At 58.8% G+C, this 16,098-nt stretch carries 16 protein-coding genes; 9 read left to right on the top strand and 7 right to left on the bottom strand.

The features are described from left to right. The first annotated feature begins 37 nt into the window (after nt 1–37). The 3 genes from pheS to ihfA are packed head-to-tail and all read left to right on the top strand — an operon-like array spanning nt 38 to nt 3,728. On the top strand, nt 38–1,021 hold the full coding sequence (pheS, locus tag GQR96_RS14480) for a phenylalanine--tRNA ligase subunit alpha (RefSeq protein WP_002909105.1): 984 nt from the start codon (nt 38–40) through the stop codon (nt 1,019–1,021). 15 nt (nt 1,022–1,036) lie between these two features. Further along, nucleotides 1,037–3,424 (top strand): phenylalanine--tRNA ligase subunit beta, encoded by a 2,388-nt coding sequence (pheT, locus tag GQR96_RS14475; protein ID WP_017900778.1) that lies wholly within the window; start codon nt 1,037–1,039, stop codon nt 3,422–3,424. 4 nt (nt 3,425–3,428) lie between these two features. Next, nucleotides 3,429–3,728 (top strand): integration host factor subunit alpha, encoded by a 300-nt coding sequence (ihfA, locus tag GQR96_RS14470; RefSeq protein ID WP_002909098.1) that lies wholly within the window; start codon nt 3,429–3,431, stop codon nt 3,726–3,728. A gap of 52 nt (nt 3,729–3,780) precedes the next feature. Here ihfA and GQR96_RS14465 read toward each other — a convergent pair whose 3' ends face one another. From GQR96_RS14465 to GQR96_RS14455, 3 genes are read right to left on the bottom strand one after another with little or no spacing between them, the layout of a single operon-like run. Next, nucleotides 3,781–4,134 carry a RidA family protein gene (locus GQR96_RS14465; protein WP_004203134.1) on the bottom strand — a complete coding sequence of 118 codons (354 nt, stop codon included), beginning with the start codon at nt 4,132–4,134 and terminating at the stop codon, nt 3,781–3,783. Next, nucleotides 4,131–5,396 carry a D-amino acid dehydrogenase gene (locus tag GQR96_RS14460; RefSeq protein ID WP_322966467.1) on the bottom strand — a complete coding sequence of 422 codons (1,266 nt, stop codon included), beginning with the start codon at nt 5,394–5,396 and terminating at the stop codon, nt 4,131–4,133. The genes GQR96_RS14465 and GQR96_RS14460 overlap by 4 nt, the downstream gene beginning before the upstream one ends. A gap of 37 nt (nt 5,397–5,433) precedes the next feature. After that, nucleotides 5,434–6,348 carry an HTH-type transcriptional regulator AdmX gene (locus GQR96_RS14455; protein ID WP_065904581.1) on the bottom strand — a complete coding sequence of 305 codons (915 nt, stop codon included), beginning with the start codon at nt 6,346–6,348 and terminating at the stop codon, nt 5,434–5,436. 276 nt (nt 6,349–6,624) lie between these two features. Here GQR96_RS14455 and GQR96_RS14450 point away from each other — a divergent pair, with 276 nt between their 5' ends. Beyond that, complete coding sequence (locus GQR96_RS14450; RefSeq protein WP_004203129.1) at nt 6,625–8,058, top strand: hypothetical protein; 1,434 nt, start codon at nt 6,625–6,627, stop codon at nt 8,056–8,058. A gap of 121 nt (nt 8,059–8,179) precedes the next feature. Beyond that, a complete protein-coding gene (gene btuC, locus GQR96_RS14445; RefSeq protein WP_069135813.1) occupies nt 8,180–9,157 on the top strand; it encodes a vitamin B12 ABC transporter permease BtuC in 978 nt (325 codons plus the stop codon). Nucleotides 9,158–9,202: 45 nt separating this feature from the next. On the opposite strand, the gene GQR96_RS14440 is transcribed toward btuC, so the two are convergent. After that, nucleotides 9,203–10,003: a MetQ/NlpA family ABC transporter substrate-binding protein gene (locus GQR96_RS14440; protein WP_004203125.1), complete on the bottom strand. Its 801-nt coding sequence runs from the start codon at nt 10,001–10,003 to the stop codon at nt 9,203–9,205. Between the two features lie 236 nt (nt 10,004–10,239). Between GQR96_RS14440 and GQR96_RS14435 the strand changes: the two genes are divergently transcribed. From GQR96_RS14435 to selO, 4 genes are all read left to right on the top strand, one after another. Then, nucleotides 10,240–10,791: a glutathione peroxidase gene (locus GQR96_RS14435; RefSeq protein ID WP_004203124.1), complete on the top strand. Its 552-nt coding sequence runs from the start codon at nt 10,240–10,242 to the stop codon at nt 10,789–10,791. Beyond that, nucleotides 10,791–11,540, top strand: coding sequence for a vitamin B12 ABC transporter ATP-binding protein BtuD (btuD, locus tag GQR96_RS14430; protein ID WP_017900780.1), 750 nt, complete (start codon nt 10,791–10,793; stop codon nt 11,538–11,540). The genes GQR96_RS14435 and btuD overlap by 1 nt, the downstream gene beginning before the upstream one ends. 81 nt (nt 11,541–11,621) lie before the next feature. Next, nucleotides 11,622–12,086 (top strand): NlpC/P60 family protein, encoded by a 465-nt coding sequence (locus GQR96_RS14425; protein WP_002909082.1) that lies wholly within the window; start codon nt 11,622–11,624, stop codon nt 12,084–12,086. A gap of 113 nt (nt 12,087–12,199) precedes the next feature. Beyond that, nucleotides 12,200–13,642: a protein adenylyltransferase SelO gene (gene selO / locus GQR96_RS14420; RefSeq protein WP_017900781.1), complete on the top strand. Its 1,443-nt coding sequence runs from the start codon at nt 12,200–12,202 to the stop codon at nt 13,640–13,642. 29 nt (nt 13,643–13,671) lie between these two features. On the opposite strand, the gene hemP is transcribed toward selO, so the two are convergent. The 3 genes from hemP to GQR96_RS14405 all read right to left on the bottom strand — a co-directional run bounded on the left by hemP (nt 13,672) and on the right by GQR96_RS14405 (nt 16,040). After that, a complete protein-coding gene (hemP, locus tag GQR96_RS14415; protein ID WP_236948512.1) occupies nt 13,672–13,851 on the bottom strand; it encodes a hemin uptake protein HemP in 180 nt (59 codons plus the stop codon). Nucleotides 13,852–14,005: 154 nt separating this feature from the next. Then, nucleotides 14,006–15,052, bottom strand: coding sequence for a 3-deoxy-7-phosphoheptulonate synthase AroH (gene aroH, locus GQR96_RS14410; RefSeq protein ID WP_069135816.1), 1,047 nt, complete (start codon nt 15,050–15,052; stop codon nt 14,006–14,008). Nucleotides 15,053–15,206: 154 nt separating this feature from the next. Continuing rightward, complete coding sequence (locus GQR96_RS14405) at nt 15,207–16,040, bottom strand: posphoenolpyruvate synthetase regulatory kinase/phosphorylase PpsR (RefSeq protein ID WP_002909061.1); 834 nt, start codon at nt 16,038–16,040, stop codon at nt 15,207–15,209. Nucleotides 16,041–16,098 lie beyond the last annotated feature (58 nt).

Genomic DNA, 16,098 nt, shown 5'->3' with positions numbered 1-16,098 from the left:
TATAACCGGTGTCTGCACCGACATAATGAGGAAAACCATGTCACATCTCGCAGAGCTGGTTGCCAGTGCCAAGGCAGCCATTAACGAGGCATCAGATGTTGCTGCGCTGGACAACGTCCGCGTGGAATACCTGGGTAAGAAAGGGCATCTGACCCTGCAAATGACCACCCTGCGTGAGTTGCCGCCGGAAGAGCGTCCGGCAGCCGGTGCGGTCATCAACGAAGCGAAAGAGCAGGTACAGCAGGCGCTGAATGCGCGCAAAGCCGAACTGGAAGGGGCGGCGCTGAATGCTCGTCTGGCTGCAGAGACCATCGACGTCTCGCTGCCGGGTCGCCGCATTGAAAATGGCGGCCTGCATCCGGTCACCCGCACCATCGACCGTATTGAAAGTTTCTTCGGTGAGCTCGGCTTTACCGTGGCGACGGGCCCGGAAATCGAAGACGATTACCACAACTTCGATGCGCTGAATATCCCGGGTCACCATCCGGCGCGCGCTGACCACGACACTTTCTGGTTCGATGCCACTCGCCTGCTGCGCACCCAGACCTCCGGCGTGCAGATCCGCACCATGGAAAACCAGCAGCCGCCGATCCGTATTATCGCGCCGGGACGCGTCTATCGTAACGACTACGATCAGACCCACACCCCGATGTTCCACCAGATGGAAGGTCTGATCGTTGATAAAAACATCAGCTTCACCAACCTGAAAGGAACCCTGCACGATTTCCTGAACAACTTCTTTGAAGAAGATCTGCAGGTACGCTTCCGTCCGTCTTACTTCCCCTTCACCGAACCGTCCGCGGAAGTCGACGTGATGGGTAAAAACGGCAAATGGCTGGAAGTGCTGGGCTGCGGGATGGTGCACCCGAACGTGCTGCGCAACGTGGGTATCGATCCGGAAGTGTATTCCGGCTTCGCCTTCGGCATGGGCATGGAGCGTCTGACCATGCTGCGCTATGGCGTCACCGATCTGCGCGCGTTCTTCGAAAACGATCTGCGTTTCCTCAAACAGTTTAAATAAGGGCAGGACAGAACAATGAAATTCAGTGAACTGTGGTTACGCGAGTGGGTTAACCCGGCGATCGACAGCGAAGCGCTTTCCGATCAGATCACCATGGCGGGCCTCGAAGTGGACGGCGTTGAGCCGGTTGCCGGCAGCTTCAACGGCGTCGTTGTTGGTGAAGTCGTGGAGTGCGGTCAGCACCCGAACGCCGACAAACTGCGCGTCACTAAAGTCAACGTCGGCGGCGAACGCCTACTGGACATCGTCTGCGGCGCGCCAAACTGCCGTCAGGGGCTGAAAGTCGCCGTGGCGACCATCGGCGCCGTGCTGCCGGGCGATTTTAAAATCAAGGCTGCGAAGCTGCGCGGCGAACCGTCAGAAGGGATGCTGTGCTCCTTCTCCGAGCTGGGCATTTCCGACGATCATAGCGGAATTATCGAGCTGCCGGCGGATGCGCCGATCGGTACCGATATTCGCGAATACCTTAAGCTAGACGATAACACCATCGAGATCAGCGTCACCCCGAACCGCGCCGACTGCCTGGGCATCATCGGCGTCGCGCGCGACGTGGCCGTGCTGAACAAGGCGCCGCTGAACGCGCCGGAAATCACCCCGGTTGCCGCCACCATTGACGATGTGCTGCCGATTCAGGTTGACGCCCCGCAGGCGTGCCCGCGCTATCTGGGCCGCGTGGTGAAAGGCATCAACGTCAAAGCGCCGACGCCGCTGTGGATGAAAGAGAAACTGCGCCGCTGCGGGATCCGCTCCATCGACGCGGTGGTTGACGTAACCAACTATGTGCTGCTTGAGCTGGGCCAGCCGATGCACGCCTTTGACCGTGACCGTATCGAAGGCGGGATCGTGGTGCGTATGGCGAAAGAGGGCGAAACCCTGGTCCTGCTTGATGGCTCCGAAGCGAAGCTCGACAGCGATACCCTGGTCATTGCTGACCACAACAAAGCGCTGGCAATGGGCGGGATCTTCGGCGGGGAGCACTCCGGCGTTAACGACGAAACCCAGAACGTGCTGCTGGAGTGTGCCTTCTTCAGCCCGCTGTCTATCACCGGCCGCGCGCGCCGTCACGGCCTGCACACCGATGCCTCTCATCGCTATGAGCGCGGCGTCGATCCGGCCCTGCAGTATAAAGCGCTGGAGCGCGCCACGCGTCTGCTGATCGACCTCTGCGGCGGCGAAGCCGGCCCGGTGATCGACGTGACCAACGAAGAGACTCTGCCAAAACGCGCCACCATCACTCTGCGTCGTAGCAAACTGGATCGCCTGATTGGCCACCATATCGACGACGCGCAGGTCACCGACATTCTGCAGCGCCTCGGCTGCGAAGTGACGGTGGGCGAAGGCGAATGGCAGGCGGTGGCGCCGAGCTGGCGTTTCGACATGGAGATCGAAGAGGATCTGGTCGAGGAAGTGGCTCGCGTTTATGGCTACAACAACATTCCTGATGAGCCGGTGCAGGCGGGTCTGATCATGGGTACCCACCGTGAAGCCGATCTGTCGCTGAAGCGCGTGAAAACGCTGCTGAATGACAAAGGCTATCAGGAAGTGATCACCTACAGCTTCGTCGACCCGAAAGTCCAGCAGCTGATCCACGCCGGTGAAGAGGCGCTGATCCTGCCAAGCCCGATCTCCAGCGAAATGTCGGCGATGCGCCTGTCGCTGTGGACTGGCCTGCTGGGGACCGTGGTCTACAACCAGAACCGTCAGCAGAGCCGGGTACGCATCTTTGAGAGTGGTCTGCGCTTTGTGCCGGACACCAATGCGCCGCTGGGCATTCGTCAGGATGTGATGCTGGCCGGGGCCATCTGCGGCAACCGCTACGAAGAGCACTGGACACTGGCGAAAGAGACGGTCGATTTCTATGATCTGAAAGGCGATCTGGAAGCCGTTCTGGATTTAACCGGAAAATTAGCGGATATCGAATTCCGTGCTGAAGCGACCACCGCGCTGCATCCGGGGCAGTCCGCAGCGATTTATCTTAAAGGTGAACGCATTGGTTTCATTGGGGTTGTTCATCCTGAGCTGGAACGTAAACTGGATCTGAACGGTCGCACTCTGGTGTTTGAACTGGAGTGGAACAAGCTCGCAGACCGCGTGGTGCCTCAGGCGCGCGATATTTCCCGCTTCCCGGCGAACCGTCGCGACATCGCGGTGCTGGTCGCGGAAAACGTGGCTGCCGCCGATGTTTTAGCCGAATGTAAGAAAGTTGGCGTAAATCAGGTAGTTGGCGTAAACTTATTTGACGTGTACCGTGGTAAAGGTGTGGCGGAAGGGTATAAGAGCCTTGCGATTAGCCTGATCCTGCAGGATACCAGCCGTACACTCGAAGAAGAGGAGATTGCCGCTACCGTTGCCAGATGTGTAGAGGCATTAAAAGAGCGATTCCAGGCATCATTGAGGGATTGAACCTATGGCGCTTACAAAAGCTGAAATGTCAGAATATCTGTTTGATAAGCTTGGGCTTAGCAAGCGGGATGCCAAAGAACTGGTCGAGTTGTTTTTCGAAGAGATCCGTCGTGCTCTGGAAAACGGAGAACAGGTCAAACTCTCCGGGTTCGGCAACTTCGATTTGCGGGATAAAAACCAACGCCCGGGACGTAACCCGAAGACGGGGGAGGATATTCCCATTACAGCCCGGCGCGTGGTGACCTTCAGACCCGGTCAGAAGCTGAAAAGCCGTGTCGAAAACGCGTCGCCTAAAGACAAATAATCTGAACTAATTAAAAAGGCCGCATCGCGGCCTTTTTCTTTTCTGTCGAAACTTACGCTTTAACGGCAGTGAGCATGATCTCCACCAGGATTTCTGGTCGCGCCATCTCCGCCTGCACGGCCGCTCGCGCCGGGCTATGGCCGTCCGGCATCCACTCCACCCACGCCTCATTGAACGCAGCAAAGTCACGTTCGATATTTTTCAGCCAGATCTGCGCGGAGAGAATGTGCCGCTTATCGCTCCCGGACTCTGCCAGCAGGGCGTCGATCTTCTCCAGCACTTCGCGGGTCTGCAAGGTGATCTCCTCCTCGTTGCTTTTCGGCGTCTGTCCGGAGAGGAACAGCAGATTGCCATACTCAACGCTGGCGGAAAGACGAGGTTGTGGATGATTGCGAATAATTGTCATGCGGTTTGTTTCCATGTGAGACCTTCTAAAGAAATGTCTGGCATCTGATTGTCGATTAACGCGCCCAGCACCACCGCGCTGCCGGCGGCGAGGGTAAAGCCGAGGCTTCCCTGGCCGAGGTTCATCCACAGGTTGGGGTAGCCGGCGCGTCCCAGCAGCGGTGGGCCGGCTGGCGTTGAGGGGCGCATGCCGGTCCAGGCTTCGGCCTTGTCCAACCCCTCGAGTTCGGGAAAGCTACGGGCGACGATGCTCTTCAGCGCCTGAATGCGGCTTTCGCGCAGTTCGTCGCCGTCGTAGCCGATGTCCACCATCGCTGCGATGCGCAACTGCTGGCCAAGGCGGGCATAGACAATTTTGTGCCCATAGTCGGTAACGCTGATGTCCGGCGCAATGCCCGTCTGTTGGGGATAGGGAAGGGTCAGGCTATACCCCTTCAGGGCGCAGAGCGGCACGCGAACGCCCAGATGTCCCAGCAGCGGGCCGCTGCCGTTTCCGGCGGCGACGACATACTCATCGCCGGTGATGCTCCCGCGGCTGGTCTCCAGGGCGCTGACGCGTCCGCCGCGCTTAGTGAGCTGCAGCACCTCACAGTGGGTCAGCAGGCTGAAGCGGCTGCTGGCGGTGAGCTTGTCGAGCAGCGCAAGGCAAAACTGATGGCAATCCGCCGTTTCATCCCCCGGCGAATAAATGCCGCCCTGTAGCGAAGGGCTGATATGTTTTAGCGCCGGCTCCAGCCGCAGGCAGGCTTCAGCATTCAGCACCTGCTGATATTGAGGATCTATCCCTTTTGCCGCTTTAGTAAAATCGTATTCCCGGCGATGGATAATTAATTTTCCGCTGCGTCGCCAGTGAAAATCGGCAAGCCTATCCTCTTCCCGCCACGACTGCATAACCTGCCGGCTGAGCAGCGACAGACGCAATATATGGTCGCCGTTTATTTTATTGGTCTGGCTATTACAGGCGCGCAGGAACTGCAGCAGCCAGCGCCACTGCTGAAAAGAGATATTGAGACGCATATTGAGCGGCGAATCGGCTTTACCCATCCATTTCATCCCCTGCAGGGGAACGCCGCTGTCGGCAAGGGGAGCGACGTAGCGGTAACTTAATTGTCCGCCGTTGGCAAAACTGGTGGCGCTGGCCGGTTCGCCATTGCGCTCCAGTAATTGCACCTGATGGCCGCGCTTAATCAGTTCCCAGGCCGTGGCCAGACCGACCACGCCGCCGCCGATAATGACAATGCGTTTGTTCATAACCCGATATATCCACCGCTGATCAATTTATCGGGTTATGTCAAAGCATTTACCCCAGCGGCGCAATTGACTTTTTATGGTCAGGGTATAACCGCAGGTTAATCTCCTTGAGCTGCTGGCGCAGGCGCTGGCAGAGAAAATCGACGAACTTTTGCGCCATCGGGCTCATGGAAACGTCGGCCCGCCGTAACAGGCAGAGGTTAATCGCGATCGGCGGCGTAATGGGATGGATCATCTCGGGAGAAAGGTTGTGCTGGGCGGAAAAGATATCGGTAATGCTGCAGCCCATGCCGCGCTTCACGAACTCGGTGGCCATATAGTAGGTCTGGACGTTTAGCCGGGTAGTGGAAAAGTCGCGACGGGTGGCGATGGCGGCGGAGAGCGAGTGCGGCCCCGGCGAGATCCACCGCTGCTGGTCGATCTCGCTGATGTCCACCGCACCCTGACGATAATGACGGTCGATATATACCAGCGGCACTTCGGCTATCAGGGTGGTAAGGATCTCTCCCTGCTGCACCGGCTGCAGCGTCAGCGCTAAATCTATCTCGCGTAAATCCAGTTTTCTAACCAGCGTCTCGGTGTGTTCTGTGGTGAGCGTCATTACCAGGTTGCTGTTTTGTTGATAAAAATCGGTCACCAGCTCCGGTACCAGGCTTAACCCCAGGCTCGGCAGGCAGCCTAAGGTGATTTTAGCGCGCGGATCGCGGGCCAGGTTATCGGCCAGCAGGCGCAGGTTATCGAGGTCCTGATAAATAGTCTGCGCTTTTTCGAAAAGTGTGATCGCCTCGCTGGTCGGCAGCAGCTTGCCGCGCACCCGCTGAAAGAGGGTAAAGCCCAGCTTCAGCTCGGCGCTTTTTAACGCTTTGCTGGCCGCTGGCTGGGAGATATTGAGCGATTCCGCAGCCCGCGACAGAGAGCCGCAGGTCATGACGGCATAGAAGATTTCCAGATGACGCAGTTTCATGAACAGTTAACTCAGGGTTATAGCCTACCGATAAAAAGTCATTTTCTACTAACACTAAGTTAACATAAATTTAATCACCAATCAGCGCATTGGTTACATATTGTGCTGCTGGCCCCGCCTGATGGCGGAATAAAACGCTCTCAGAATCGTTTCCTTTGTACCCCACCAGACCCTCAGGCCGCGGCCAATAATGAAAAAGAGGGAGGATATTTTCTGAGCAGGCCCCAATACACCACCTGACCTTTACGGTCGGATTGATTGGCATTAAGGAGTGTTATGAGTGACTCAACGCTCGCAGGCAATACGCCTGTCAGACGAAATATCACGCGAAAAAACGTTATTACCGGTCTGTTATTGCTGCTGTTCGTGTTGATTGCGCTGTGGTGCCACGGTCGACCGGGCAGCGAGCTTGGCCTGCTGGGATTTACGCCGCTGGTGGCGTTAGCGATATTATCGCTGATCGGCGTCGATATTGTGCTGGCGGTCATCTCCTCGATTATTATCGCCATGATCATGACCTCAACCGGTCTGCCGGAAATGGGCGTGATGTTGGCGAAATCCACCGGGTCATTTATTGCCACCGTCGGGCTTATCATTATGCTCGGCGCCGGCGTGGGGGAGGTAGCCACCCGTACCGGCGCGGCGGTTGAGCTGGTGAAATTCGTGGTCCACCGTATTGGGCTGTCGAGCCAGACGCGGGTCAAGTTCGGCATTGTGGTGTCATCGATTTTAATTTGCGGTTCGCTGGGCACCATGGCCGGTGGCAACGCGATTATTGTCGCAGTGATTATCCCCGTAGCGGCGGCGGTACGCTTAACGCCGCCGACGGTGGCCGCGCTGATGATGACCGCCGGTTCCGTTGGACTCTTTACCGGGCCTTTCACCCCCAGCACCGTGACGATCCTCAGCCTTGGCGGACTGAGCTATCCGGATTATCTGCTGTATGTCGGCCTGCCGATGAGCGCCGTCACCCTGTTAGCCGGCTGGATCATGGCGGGACGGATCCAGAAGATGACCGAAGGCAAACTGTGCTATGAGGTCGATCTCTCGGAAAAGCCGCAAGAGGAACTTAACGCCGCGCAGCAGCGCCGGCGTAAATTAAGCGCGCTGGCTTTCGCCGCGACCATCATCGTGATGGCGGTAGTTGGAGTGGTGATTAAAGCCGGCTTTAGCTTTGCAATTATCGTCATGCTGCTGGTGGCGCTGATGACCGGGCTGGTGGGCGGCCTGCGGCCGACGCAGATCCTGCAGGCCCTCTATCACGGCTGCGGTCGTCTGGTGTGGATGTTTATTCTCTACTGGCTGTACAACCCGATCCTTGAGCTGATGGATGGCCTGCACGCCTATCAGGGGCTGCTGGAGTATACCCAGCCGTTGCTGGAGGGGATCTCCCCGGCCTGGCTGTGCTTTAGCATCTTCGCGTTCAATATTATCGGCCATGTGCCTGGCGCGGCGGTGGCCCAGATGACCTTTACTCATAAAATCTTTGGCCCAATGCTGATGGCCGCCGGCGTGCCGCCGCAGGGGACCACCGCGGTGCTGCTGGCCTCGTCTCAGGTGGACTGGTTCGGGCCGTTCCCCTCATCGGACATGTTCGGCCAGATGGGGCTGGCACAGTCTACTCATCTGAAATACATGCTCTATAACGGCTGGGCAATCGTGGTGGCGAACATCATTCTCTTCGCGCTGCTGTTTCAGATCCTGGTGTAAAGCGGGATGGTCGACGCGGGGGAGCCTCCTCCGCGTCGACGTTTGGCTGTGAGGTTTTCCTTTTCTCACCGCGACAGCCACCGTAAAATCAGCCTCTTGTTCCCAGTGCGTAATGGAATCTATGCTGACTCTCGCCCATCTCCAACAGCGCCGCAGCCGGCGTTGGCTCTTTGGTTTAACGCTGTTGCTGCTGGTCACCCTGCTGATCAGTCTGTGCGCGGGGGATCAATGGATCCCGCCCGGCGAGTGGTTCAGCGCCAAGGGGCATCTGTTTATCTGGCAGATCCGCCTGCCGCGGACCCTGGCGGTGCTGCTGGTGGGGGCGGCGCTGGCGCTCTCCGGGGCGATAATGCAGGCGCTGTTTGAAAATCCGCTGGCGGAACCGGGTCTGCTGGGCGTCTCCAACGGCGCGGGCGTCGGGCTGATTGCCGCCGTCCTGTTGGGCAAAGGCCTGTTACCAGGCTGGGCGCTTGGGCTGTGCGCGATCCTCGGCGCGCTGCTGATCACCTTTATTCTGCTGCGTTTCGCCCGCCGCCATCTTTCCACCAGCCGTCTGCTGCTGGCGGGGGTGGCGCTGGGCATCATCTGCAGCGCCCTGATGACCTGGGCGGTGTACTTCTCCACCTCTTTTGACCTGCGGCAGCTGATGTACTGGATGATGGGCGGGTTTGGCGGCGTCGACTGGCAGCAGCTGTGGCTGATGATAGCCCTCCTGCCGGTGCTCTGCTGGGTCTGTCTGCAGTCACAACCCCTGAATTTACTGGCGCTGGGCGAAGTCTCCGCCCGTCAGCTCGGGCTGCCGCTGTGGCTGTGGCGCAAGCTGCTGGTGGTGGCGACCGGCTGGATGGTCGGCGTGAGCGTGGCGCTGGCGGGGTCGATTGGCTTTATCGGCCTGGTGATCCCACACATTCTGCGGCTGTGCGGCTTGAGCGATCACCGGGTGTTGCTCCCGGCCTGCATGCTGGCGGGTGCAAGCGCTTTGCTGGGGGCGGATATTATCGCCCGGCTGGCGCTTTCCGCCGCTGAGCTGCCGATTGGCGTGGTGACGGCGACGCTGGGCGCGCCGGTCTTTATCTGGTTGCTGCTGCGCTCGCGGTGACGGGGATAGCGCGACGCCGTCTGCAGGGACGGCGCCGGCTCGGGCTTACCAGCCTTTGATCGCGTCGCCTTTGTAGACTTCCTTCGCTTTTTCCGCGACTTCACTGGTCTGGAAGGCGGCTTTCAGTTCCTGAATTTTCTTGCTGTCCTTGTTATCCTCGCGGGCGACGATCGCATTCACGTAAGGGGAATCCGGTCCCTCCATGAACAGGCCGTCGCGGGCGGCCGACAGGCCAGCCTGGGCGGAGAAGTTGGTGTTAATGATTGACAGGCTGACGTTCGGGTCATCCAGAGTACGAGTCAGCTGCGGGGTATCCACCTCCACAATTTTCAGCTGTTTTGGGTTGTCGATGATATCCAGCGTGGTGGGTAAATAGCCGACGCCCGGTTTCAGCTTGAGCAGTCCCTGCGCCTGCAGCAGCAGCAGGCTGCGGCCCAGGGTGGTGGTTTCATTAGAGATGGTCACTGTCGCCCCCTCAGGGAGCTCGCTGATATTTTTGATGCGATGTGAATAGGCGGCGATAGGGAAGACAAAGGTTTTACCCACCACCGCGAATTTATAGCCGCGCTCTTTCGACTGCGCCTCAAGGTAAGGCAGGGTCTGGAAGGCGTTGGCATCCACATCTTTGTTGTTCAGCGCTTCGTTAGGCAGCACGTAATCATTGAAGGAGACCACTTCGACGTCGAGGTGATATTTATCCTTCGCTACCTGCTCCACTACTTTCCAGATGGCTTCGTCCGGCCCGGTATTGATAGCGACTTTCACTTTATTATCTTCATCCGGAGAGCAGGCGCTCAGCAGGGCGACAGAGGCGGCGATTAACGCCAGGCTAAACAACTTCTTCATCAATAAAACTCTCTTAAATTAACAAGTAACAAAACCATATTACATTCATGGAACACTGTACACGGAAATGGTTGCCTGCCCAATTGAGAGGATTTCATGTTGCCGACGGGCAGCGAAGCGCTGTTACATCATGCGACAACTCGCGGGGATTGGCAGTAGAATGGCGGGCGCTGAATCCGCTACAGTAGATAGGGATCACCTTCACCGGAAACCGGTTTATCCATTGAGGACAGGCTATGCAACATGACATTCTGAATACCGAAGTGACGACCATTGATGGCGAGAAAACCACCCTGGCATCCTTTGCCGGCAAGGTACTGCTGATCGTCAATGTGGCCTCCAAATGCGGCCTGACGCCGCAGTACGAGCAACTGGAGGACCTGCAAAAGCAGTTTGCCGGCGAGGGCTTCAGCGTCCTGGGCTTCCCCTGCAACCAGTTCCTCGGCCAGGAGCCGGGCAGTGAAGAAGAGATTAAGACCTTCTGCAGCACCACCTACGGCGTCACCTTCCCGCTGTTCAGCAAGATTGACGTCAACGGCGAACATCGCGCGCCGCTCTATCAAAAGCTGGTTGCCGCCGCGCCGAAGGCGGTGGCCCCGGAAGGCAGCGGTTTTTATGAGCGGATGGCCAGCAAGGGCCGGGCGCCGCTGTACGTGGACGACATTCTGTGGAATTTCGAAAAATTCCTCGTCGATCGCCAGGGCAACGTCATTCAGCGCTTCTCTCCGGACATGACGCCGGACGATCCGCAGCTGGTGGCGGCGATTAAAGGAGCGCTGGCGAAATAATGTCGTTTCTGATGCAGCTACAGGATGTAGAAGCGGCGGGGCGTTTGGCCCCGTTTTCTGCGGCCTTTCGCGCCGGGGAGATCGTCCACCTGGTGGGGCCTAACGGCGCAGGGAAGAGCACGCTGCTGGCCCGCATGGCGGGACTGTCCGACGGCCCCGGTACGATTCATTTTAACGGACGACGGCTTGACGAGTGGCCGGCGACGGAGCTGGCGCGCCGTCGCGGATATCTGTGTCAACACCAGACCCCGCCGTTCGCCATGCCGGTGTGGCACTACCTGGCGCTGCATATGCAGCAGCAGGGTGATAGCGCCCGTCTGAGCGATATCGCGGCCCGGCTTGGTCTGGACAATAAGCTGGGCCGTCCGGTCAATCAGCTGTCGGGCGGCGAGTGGCAGCGCGTGCGGCTGGCGGCAGTGATCCTGCAGATCGATCCCTTAAGCAATCCCGTGGGTCAACTGCTGCTGCTGGATGAGCCGATGAACAGTCTGGATGTGGCCCAGCAGGCGGCGCTGGATCGGCTGTTACGCGAGCTAAGCGCGGCGGGAATTGCGGTGGTGATGAGCAGTCACGATCTCAACCACACTTTGCGCCATGCCGGACAGAGCTGGCTGCTCTGCCAGGGGGAAGCCATCGCCTGCGGGGAGACCGCCGAGGTGCTGAATGAGGAAAATTTAACCGCCGCCTATGCGATCCCGTTCCAGCGCGTGGAGGTGGCCGGTCATATTATGCTCATCGCGTCACAGTAGCACGCAGTTATCTTGTCACTATATTGATAAACAAGCTAAATTATTGCGATAAAGAGACTAGGGACAGAGGGATCATCTGAAATGCGCTTCTGGTTCATGTTGGCGGCGGCGTTAATTTTAGCCGGCTGCAGCAGCCATCGGGCACCGCCGCCGAATCCTCGGCTGGCTGACTCCATTACGGTGGTGGCGAATCTGAACGAGCAGCTGCGCAGCTGGCGCGGCGCACCGTATCGCTACGGCGGCATGACGCCGCGCGGCGTCGACTGCTCCGGCTTTGTGGTGCGCACGTTTCGCGATAAATTTGCCCTCCAGCTGCCGCGCGAAACCCGCGAGCAGGCGGAAATCGGTACCCGGATTGATAAGCGCGATCTGCTGCCTGGCGATCTGGTGTTCTTCAAAACCGGCTCAGGCGAAAGCGGCCTGCACGTCGGCATCTACGATACCGATAACCAGTTTATACATGCCTCCACCAGTCAGGGCGTCACCCGTTCCTCGCTGGATAACGTCTACTGGAACAAAAAGTTCTGGCAGGCGCGGCGTATCTGACGTCATTCAGCGGCCTGAGGGAAGCGAGCGCTTCCCTTTTTTATGCCGATAACCCTGCACTCCACCCGTGTTAATCCGCTGTTCCAGGCACTACACTGGAGAGAGGAGGAACCATGACCCTTTCTTTTACCACCCACTGGCGGGATGAACTGCCGGACTTTTACACTTCCCTGTCACCAACGCCGCTGGATAACGCCCGACTCATCTGGCGCAACGCCCCGCTGGCGCAACAGCTGGGCGTCCCTGACGCGCTGTTTGCGCCTGAAAACGGGGCCGGCGTCTGGGGCGGGGAAGCGCTGCTCCCGGGCATGTCCCCGCTGGCGCAGGTATACAGCGGCCATCAGTTTGGCGCCTGGGCCGGCCAGCTGGGCGACGGCCGCGGGATCCTGCTCGGCGAGCAGCAGCTGGCGGATGGCCGTCGTTACGACTGGCATCTGAAAGGCGCCGGCCTGACCCCCTATTCGCGGATGGGGGACGGCCGCGCCGTGCTGCGCTCGACGATCCGGGAGAGTCTGGCGTCAGAGGCGATGCACGCCCTGGGGATCCCGACGACGCGCGCCCTGGCGATGGTGACCAGCGATACGCCGGTCTACCGCGAGCGCGTGGAGCCTGGCGCGATGCTGATGCGGGTGGCCGAGAGCCATGTCCGCTTTGGCCATTTCGAACATTTTTACTATCGTCGCGAGCCGCAGAAGGTCCAGCAGCTGGCCGACTATGTCATTCGCCACCACTGGCCGCAGCTGCAGGATGAGGCGGACAAGTACCTGTTATGGTTCCGTGACGTTGTCACGCGTACCGCGCAGACCATCGCCAGCTGGCAAACCGTGGGCTTTGCCCATGGGGTGATGAATACCGACAACATGTCGATTCTCGGTTTGACCATCGACTACGGCCCGTATGGCTTCCTTGACGATTTTCAGCCGGACTTCATCTGCAACCACTCCGACTATCAGGGGCGCTACAGTTTTGAAAACCAGCCGGCGGTGGGGCTGTGGAATCTGCAGCGTCTGGCCCAGTCGCTGTCGCCGTTTATCAGCGCCGAAGCGCTGAATGCGACGCTGGATGAGTATCAGCACGCCTTGCTGACCGCCTATGGCCAGCGGATGCGCGACAAGCTTGGCCTGTTCAGCCAGCAGAAAGGGGATAACGACCTGCTCGACGGTCTGTTTGCCCTGATGATCCGCGAGAGAAGCGACTATACCCGAACGTTCCGCCTGCTGAGCCACAGCGAACAGCTCAGCGCCGCCTCGCCGCTGCGCGACGAGTTTATCGACCGTGCGGCTTTCGACAGCTGGTTCGCCGGATATCGCGCGCGGCTGCGTGATGAACAGGTGGGGGATGCCCAGCGCCAGCAGCGGATGCAGGGGGTCAACCCGGCGCTGGTATTACGTAACTGGCTTGCGCAGCGGGCGATCGAGCAGGCTGAGGCTGGCGATATGGGGGAGCTGGAGCGTCTGCATGCCGCGCTGGCCGATCCTTTCACCGATCGCGAGGACGACTACGTCCGCCGGCCGCCGGACTGGGGGAAACGTCTGGAAGTCAGCTGCTCGAGCTAACTCGCCTCGCCCCGCGCACCGCGGGGCGACTATTTGGTCAGGATCAACTTCCCGGCGTGGGTCTGGCGCAGCAGATAGCGCTGGCCGCCATGCTCAATGACTACCCGTCCTTCGCTGCCTAACAGAACCCGACTGCTGATCTGTCTGTCCGTCGCCACGGGATAGGGGGCATTGTCTTTTGGTTTTTCAGCTGTGGCAGAGTTATCCATACGCGTCATAGCTCTCAAAATAAAAATCAAAGCAACAATGATAATCATTATCAATAATGTTGTTTTTGACGGCAAGCGTTATTTATCGTGTTACCGAATTTGGTAGGGAATGTCAGAAGGGGTTCGCCCACCGCATGCGCGGCGGGCGGAGCGGTCACAGACGGGTGGCCGTGGCGGCCGCCAGCTCACTCAATAAACGTTCGCTGTCTTCCCAGCTCAGGCAGGGATCGGTGATCGACTGGCCCCAGGCCAGCGGCTGGCCGGGAACCACTTTCTGGGTCCCTTCCTGCAGGAAGCTCTCCGCCATAATGCCGGCGATGGCGGTAGAGCCCGTGCGAATTTGCTGACAGATATCGGCGCACACCTCCAGCTGACGGCGATGCTGCTTCTGGCAGTTGCCATGGCTGAAGTCGACCACCAGCTGCTCCGGCAGATCGAATTCCCGCAGCGCCTCGCCGGCGGCGGCGATGTCCTCGGCGTGATAGTTCGGCCGTTTGCCGCCGCGCATAATGATATGCCCGAACGGGTTGCCGCTGGTCTGGTAAATCGTCATCTGCCCCTGCTTGTCCGGGGAGAGGAACATATGGCTGGCGCGGGAGGCGCGGATGGCGTCCACGGCGATGCGCGTATTGCCGTCGGTGCCGTTTTTAAACCCGACCGGGCAGGAGAGCGCCGAAGCCATTTCACGGTGGATCTGACTTTCAGTGGTGCGCGCCCCGATGGCTCCCCAGCTGATGAGATCGGCGATAAACTGACCGGTCACCATATCGAGAAACTCGGTGGCCGTCGGCACCCCCAGCTCATTGACCTGCAGCAGCAGGCGCCGTGCCAGCTCAATCCCGTGGTTGACCCGGTAGCTGCCGTTGAGATCCGGATCGGAGATTAAGCCTTTCCAGCCCACCACAGTACGGGGTTTTTCAAAGTAGGTGCGCATCACGATCTCCAGCTGCGGCTGGTAGCGCTCGCGCATGGTCTGCAGGCGGCGGGCATACTCCATCGCCGCGTCGGTGTCGTGAATGGAGCAGGGGCCGATAATCACCAGCAGGCGGCGGTCTTCGCCGTTGAGGATTTTTTCAATTCGGCGACGGGAGGCCGAGACGTGGGCGGCCACGTCGGCCGTAACGGGATGGCGCTGGGCCAGCTCCGCGGGCGTTACCAGGCTTTCAATGCGCGCGGTACGCAATTCGTCTGTTTTATTCATTGGGGTCTCAAAAATCTGTTTCTTCGCCAGCGAAAATGCCGGGAAGTGATGCGCATCACGATAAACCAATCCCTGCTTATTGCAAGAGCAGGGCATGATCCTGTATAGGCCACGGGTGATAGCATAAACAAATTTTTAATAACGTACTAGTGTATTAGTACATCCTGCGATTCAGCCCCATGATGTCCATGATTTTTGTCGCTATTTCCTCGACGGAATAGTTGGTGCTGTTCAGGCAGGGGATTTTATTCTTGCGATACAGCGCCTCCACTTCGGTCACTTCCATCCGACACTGGCGCAGCGAGGCGTAGCGGCTGTTCTCCCGGCGCTCCTCGCGGATCGCCGCCAGACGTTCCGGATTGATGGTCAGGCCGAACATCTTATGCTGCAGGGGTTTCAGCGAGGCCGGCAGAACCAGATTGTCCATATCGTCGGCGATAAACGGATAGTTGGCGGCGCGAATGCCGTACTGCATGGCGAGGTACAGACTGGTGGGCGTCTTGCCGCAGCGCGACACGCCGAGGAGGATCACCTGCGCCTGGTCAAGGTTGCGCAGCGAGATGCCATCGTCATGGGCGAGGGTGTAATCGATGGCGGCGATACGCGCATCGTATTTGATCAGGTTCCCGGGGTTCAGGCCGTGGGTGCGGTGCGCCACCGGGGTCGGGTCGAGGTTGAGCTCCTGCTGCAGCGGGGCCACCAGCGCCTGAACGATATCCTGACAAAAGCCCTCGCTTTGCAGAATGATATCGCGGATCTCCGGAATGACGATGGAATAGAACACCAGCGGGCGGATGCCCGTTTGCTGATAAATCGCGTCAATCTGCTCTTTCACCGCCCGCGCACGGCTGATATTTTCCACAAACGGCAGGGTCACGCTGCTGATGGCGACCGGGAATTGCGACATGACGGCATGTCCCAGCACCTCCGCCGTAATGGCGGTACCGTCAGAAATATAAAATACGTGGCGATCTACAGCACTTTCCATTTTGACCATCCGGTATAATGAGTTTAATTGCCTGAAAGCGGATATTAAATTTAAGCAT

The sequence above is a fragment of the Klebsiella sp. PCX genome (genome assembly GCF_021869705.1).
GTDB lineage: Bacteria > Pseudomonadota > Gammaproteobacteria > Enterobacterales > Enterobacteriaceae > Klebsiella > Klebsiella quasipneumoniae.
Note: the sequence above shows the minus strand (reverse complement) of the source record. Positions and strands in the feature narration are given on the sequence as shown.

What these genes read in the sequence shown, in the direction of transcription:
- aroH (WP_069135816.1), bottom strand. Translation starts at nt 15,052, where the DNA reads ATGAATAAAACAGACGAATTGCGTACCGCGCGCATTGAAAGCCTGGTA.
- hemP (WP_236948512.1), bottom strand. Translation starts at nt 13,851, where the DNA reads ATGGATAACTCTGCCACAGCTGAAAAACCAAAAGACAATGCCCCCTAT.
- GQR96_RS14455 (WP_065904581.1), bottom strand. Translation starts at nt 6,348, where the DNA reads ATGAAACTGCGTCATCTGGAAATCTTCTATGCCGTCATGACCTGCGGC.
- GQR96_RS14440 (WP_004203125.1), bottom strand. Translation starts at nt 10,003, where the DNA reads ATGAAGAAGTTGTTTAGCCTGGCGTTAATCGCCGCCTCTGTCGCCCTG.
- GQR96_RS14450 (WP_004203129.1), top strand. Translation starts at nt 6,625, where the DNA reads ATGAGTGACTCAACGCTCGCAGGCAATACGCCTGTCAGACGAAATATC.
- pheS (WP_002909105.1), top strand. Translation starts at nt 38, where the DNA reads ATGTCACATCTCGCAGAGCTGGTTGCCAGTGCCAAGGCAGCCATTAAC.
- btuC (WP_069135813.1), top strand. Translation starts at nt 8,180, where the DNA reads ATGCTGACTCTCGCCCATCTCCAACAGCGCCGCAGCCGGCGTTGGCTC.
- pheT (WP_017900778.1), top strand. Translation starts at nt 1,037, where the DNA reads ATGAAATTCAGTGAACTGTGGTTACGCGAGTGGGTTAACCCGGCGATC.
- GQR96_RS14465 (WP_004203134.1), bottom strand. Translation starts at nt 4,134, where the DNA reads ATGACAATTATTCGCAATCATCCACAACCTCGTCTTTCCGCCAGCGTT.
- GQR96_RS14405 (WP_002909061.1), bottom strand. Translation starts at nt 16,040, where the DNA reads ATGGAAAGTGCTGTAGATCGCCACGTATTTTATATTTCTGACGGTACC.
- selO (WP_017900781.1), top strand. Translation starts at nt 12,200, where the DNA reads ATGACCCTTTCTTTTACCACCCACTGGCGGGATGAACTGCCGGACTTT.
- btuD (WP_017900780.1), top strand. Translation starts at nt 10,791, where the DNA reads ATGTCGTTTCTGATGCAGCTACAGGATGTAGAAGCGGCGGGGCGTTTG.
- GQR96_RS14425 (WP_002909082.1), top strand. Translation starts at nt 11,622, where the DNA reads ATGCGCTTCTGGTTCATGTTGGCGGCGGCGTTAATTTTAGCCGGCTGC.
- GQR96_RS14435 (WP_004203124.1), top strand. Translation starts at nt 10,240, where the DNA reads ATGCAACATGACATTCTGAATACCGAAGTGACGACCATTGATGGCGAG.
- ihfA (WP_002909098.1), top strand. Translation starts at nt 3,429, where the DNA reads ATGGCGCTTACAAAAGCTGAAATGTCAGAATATCTGTTTGATAAGCTT.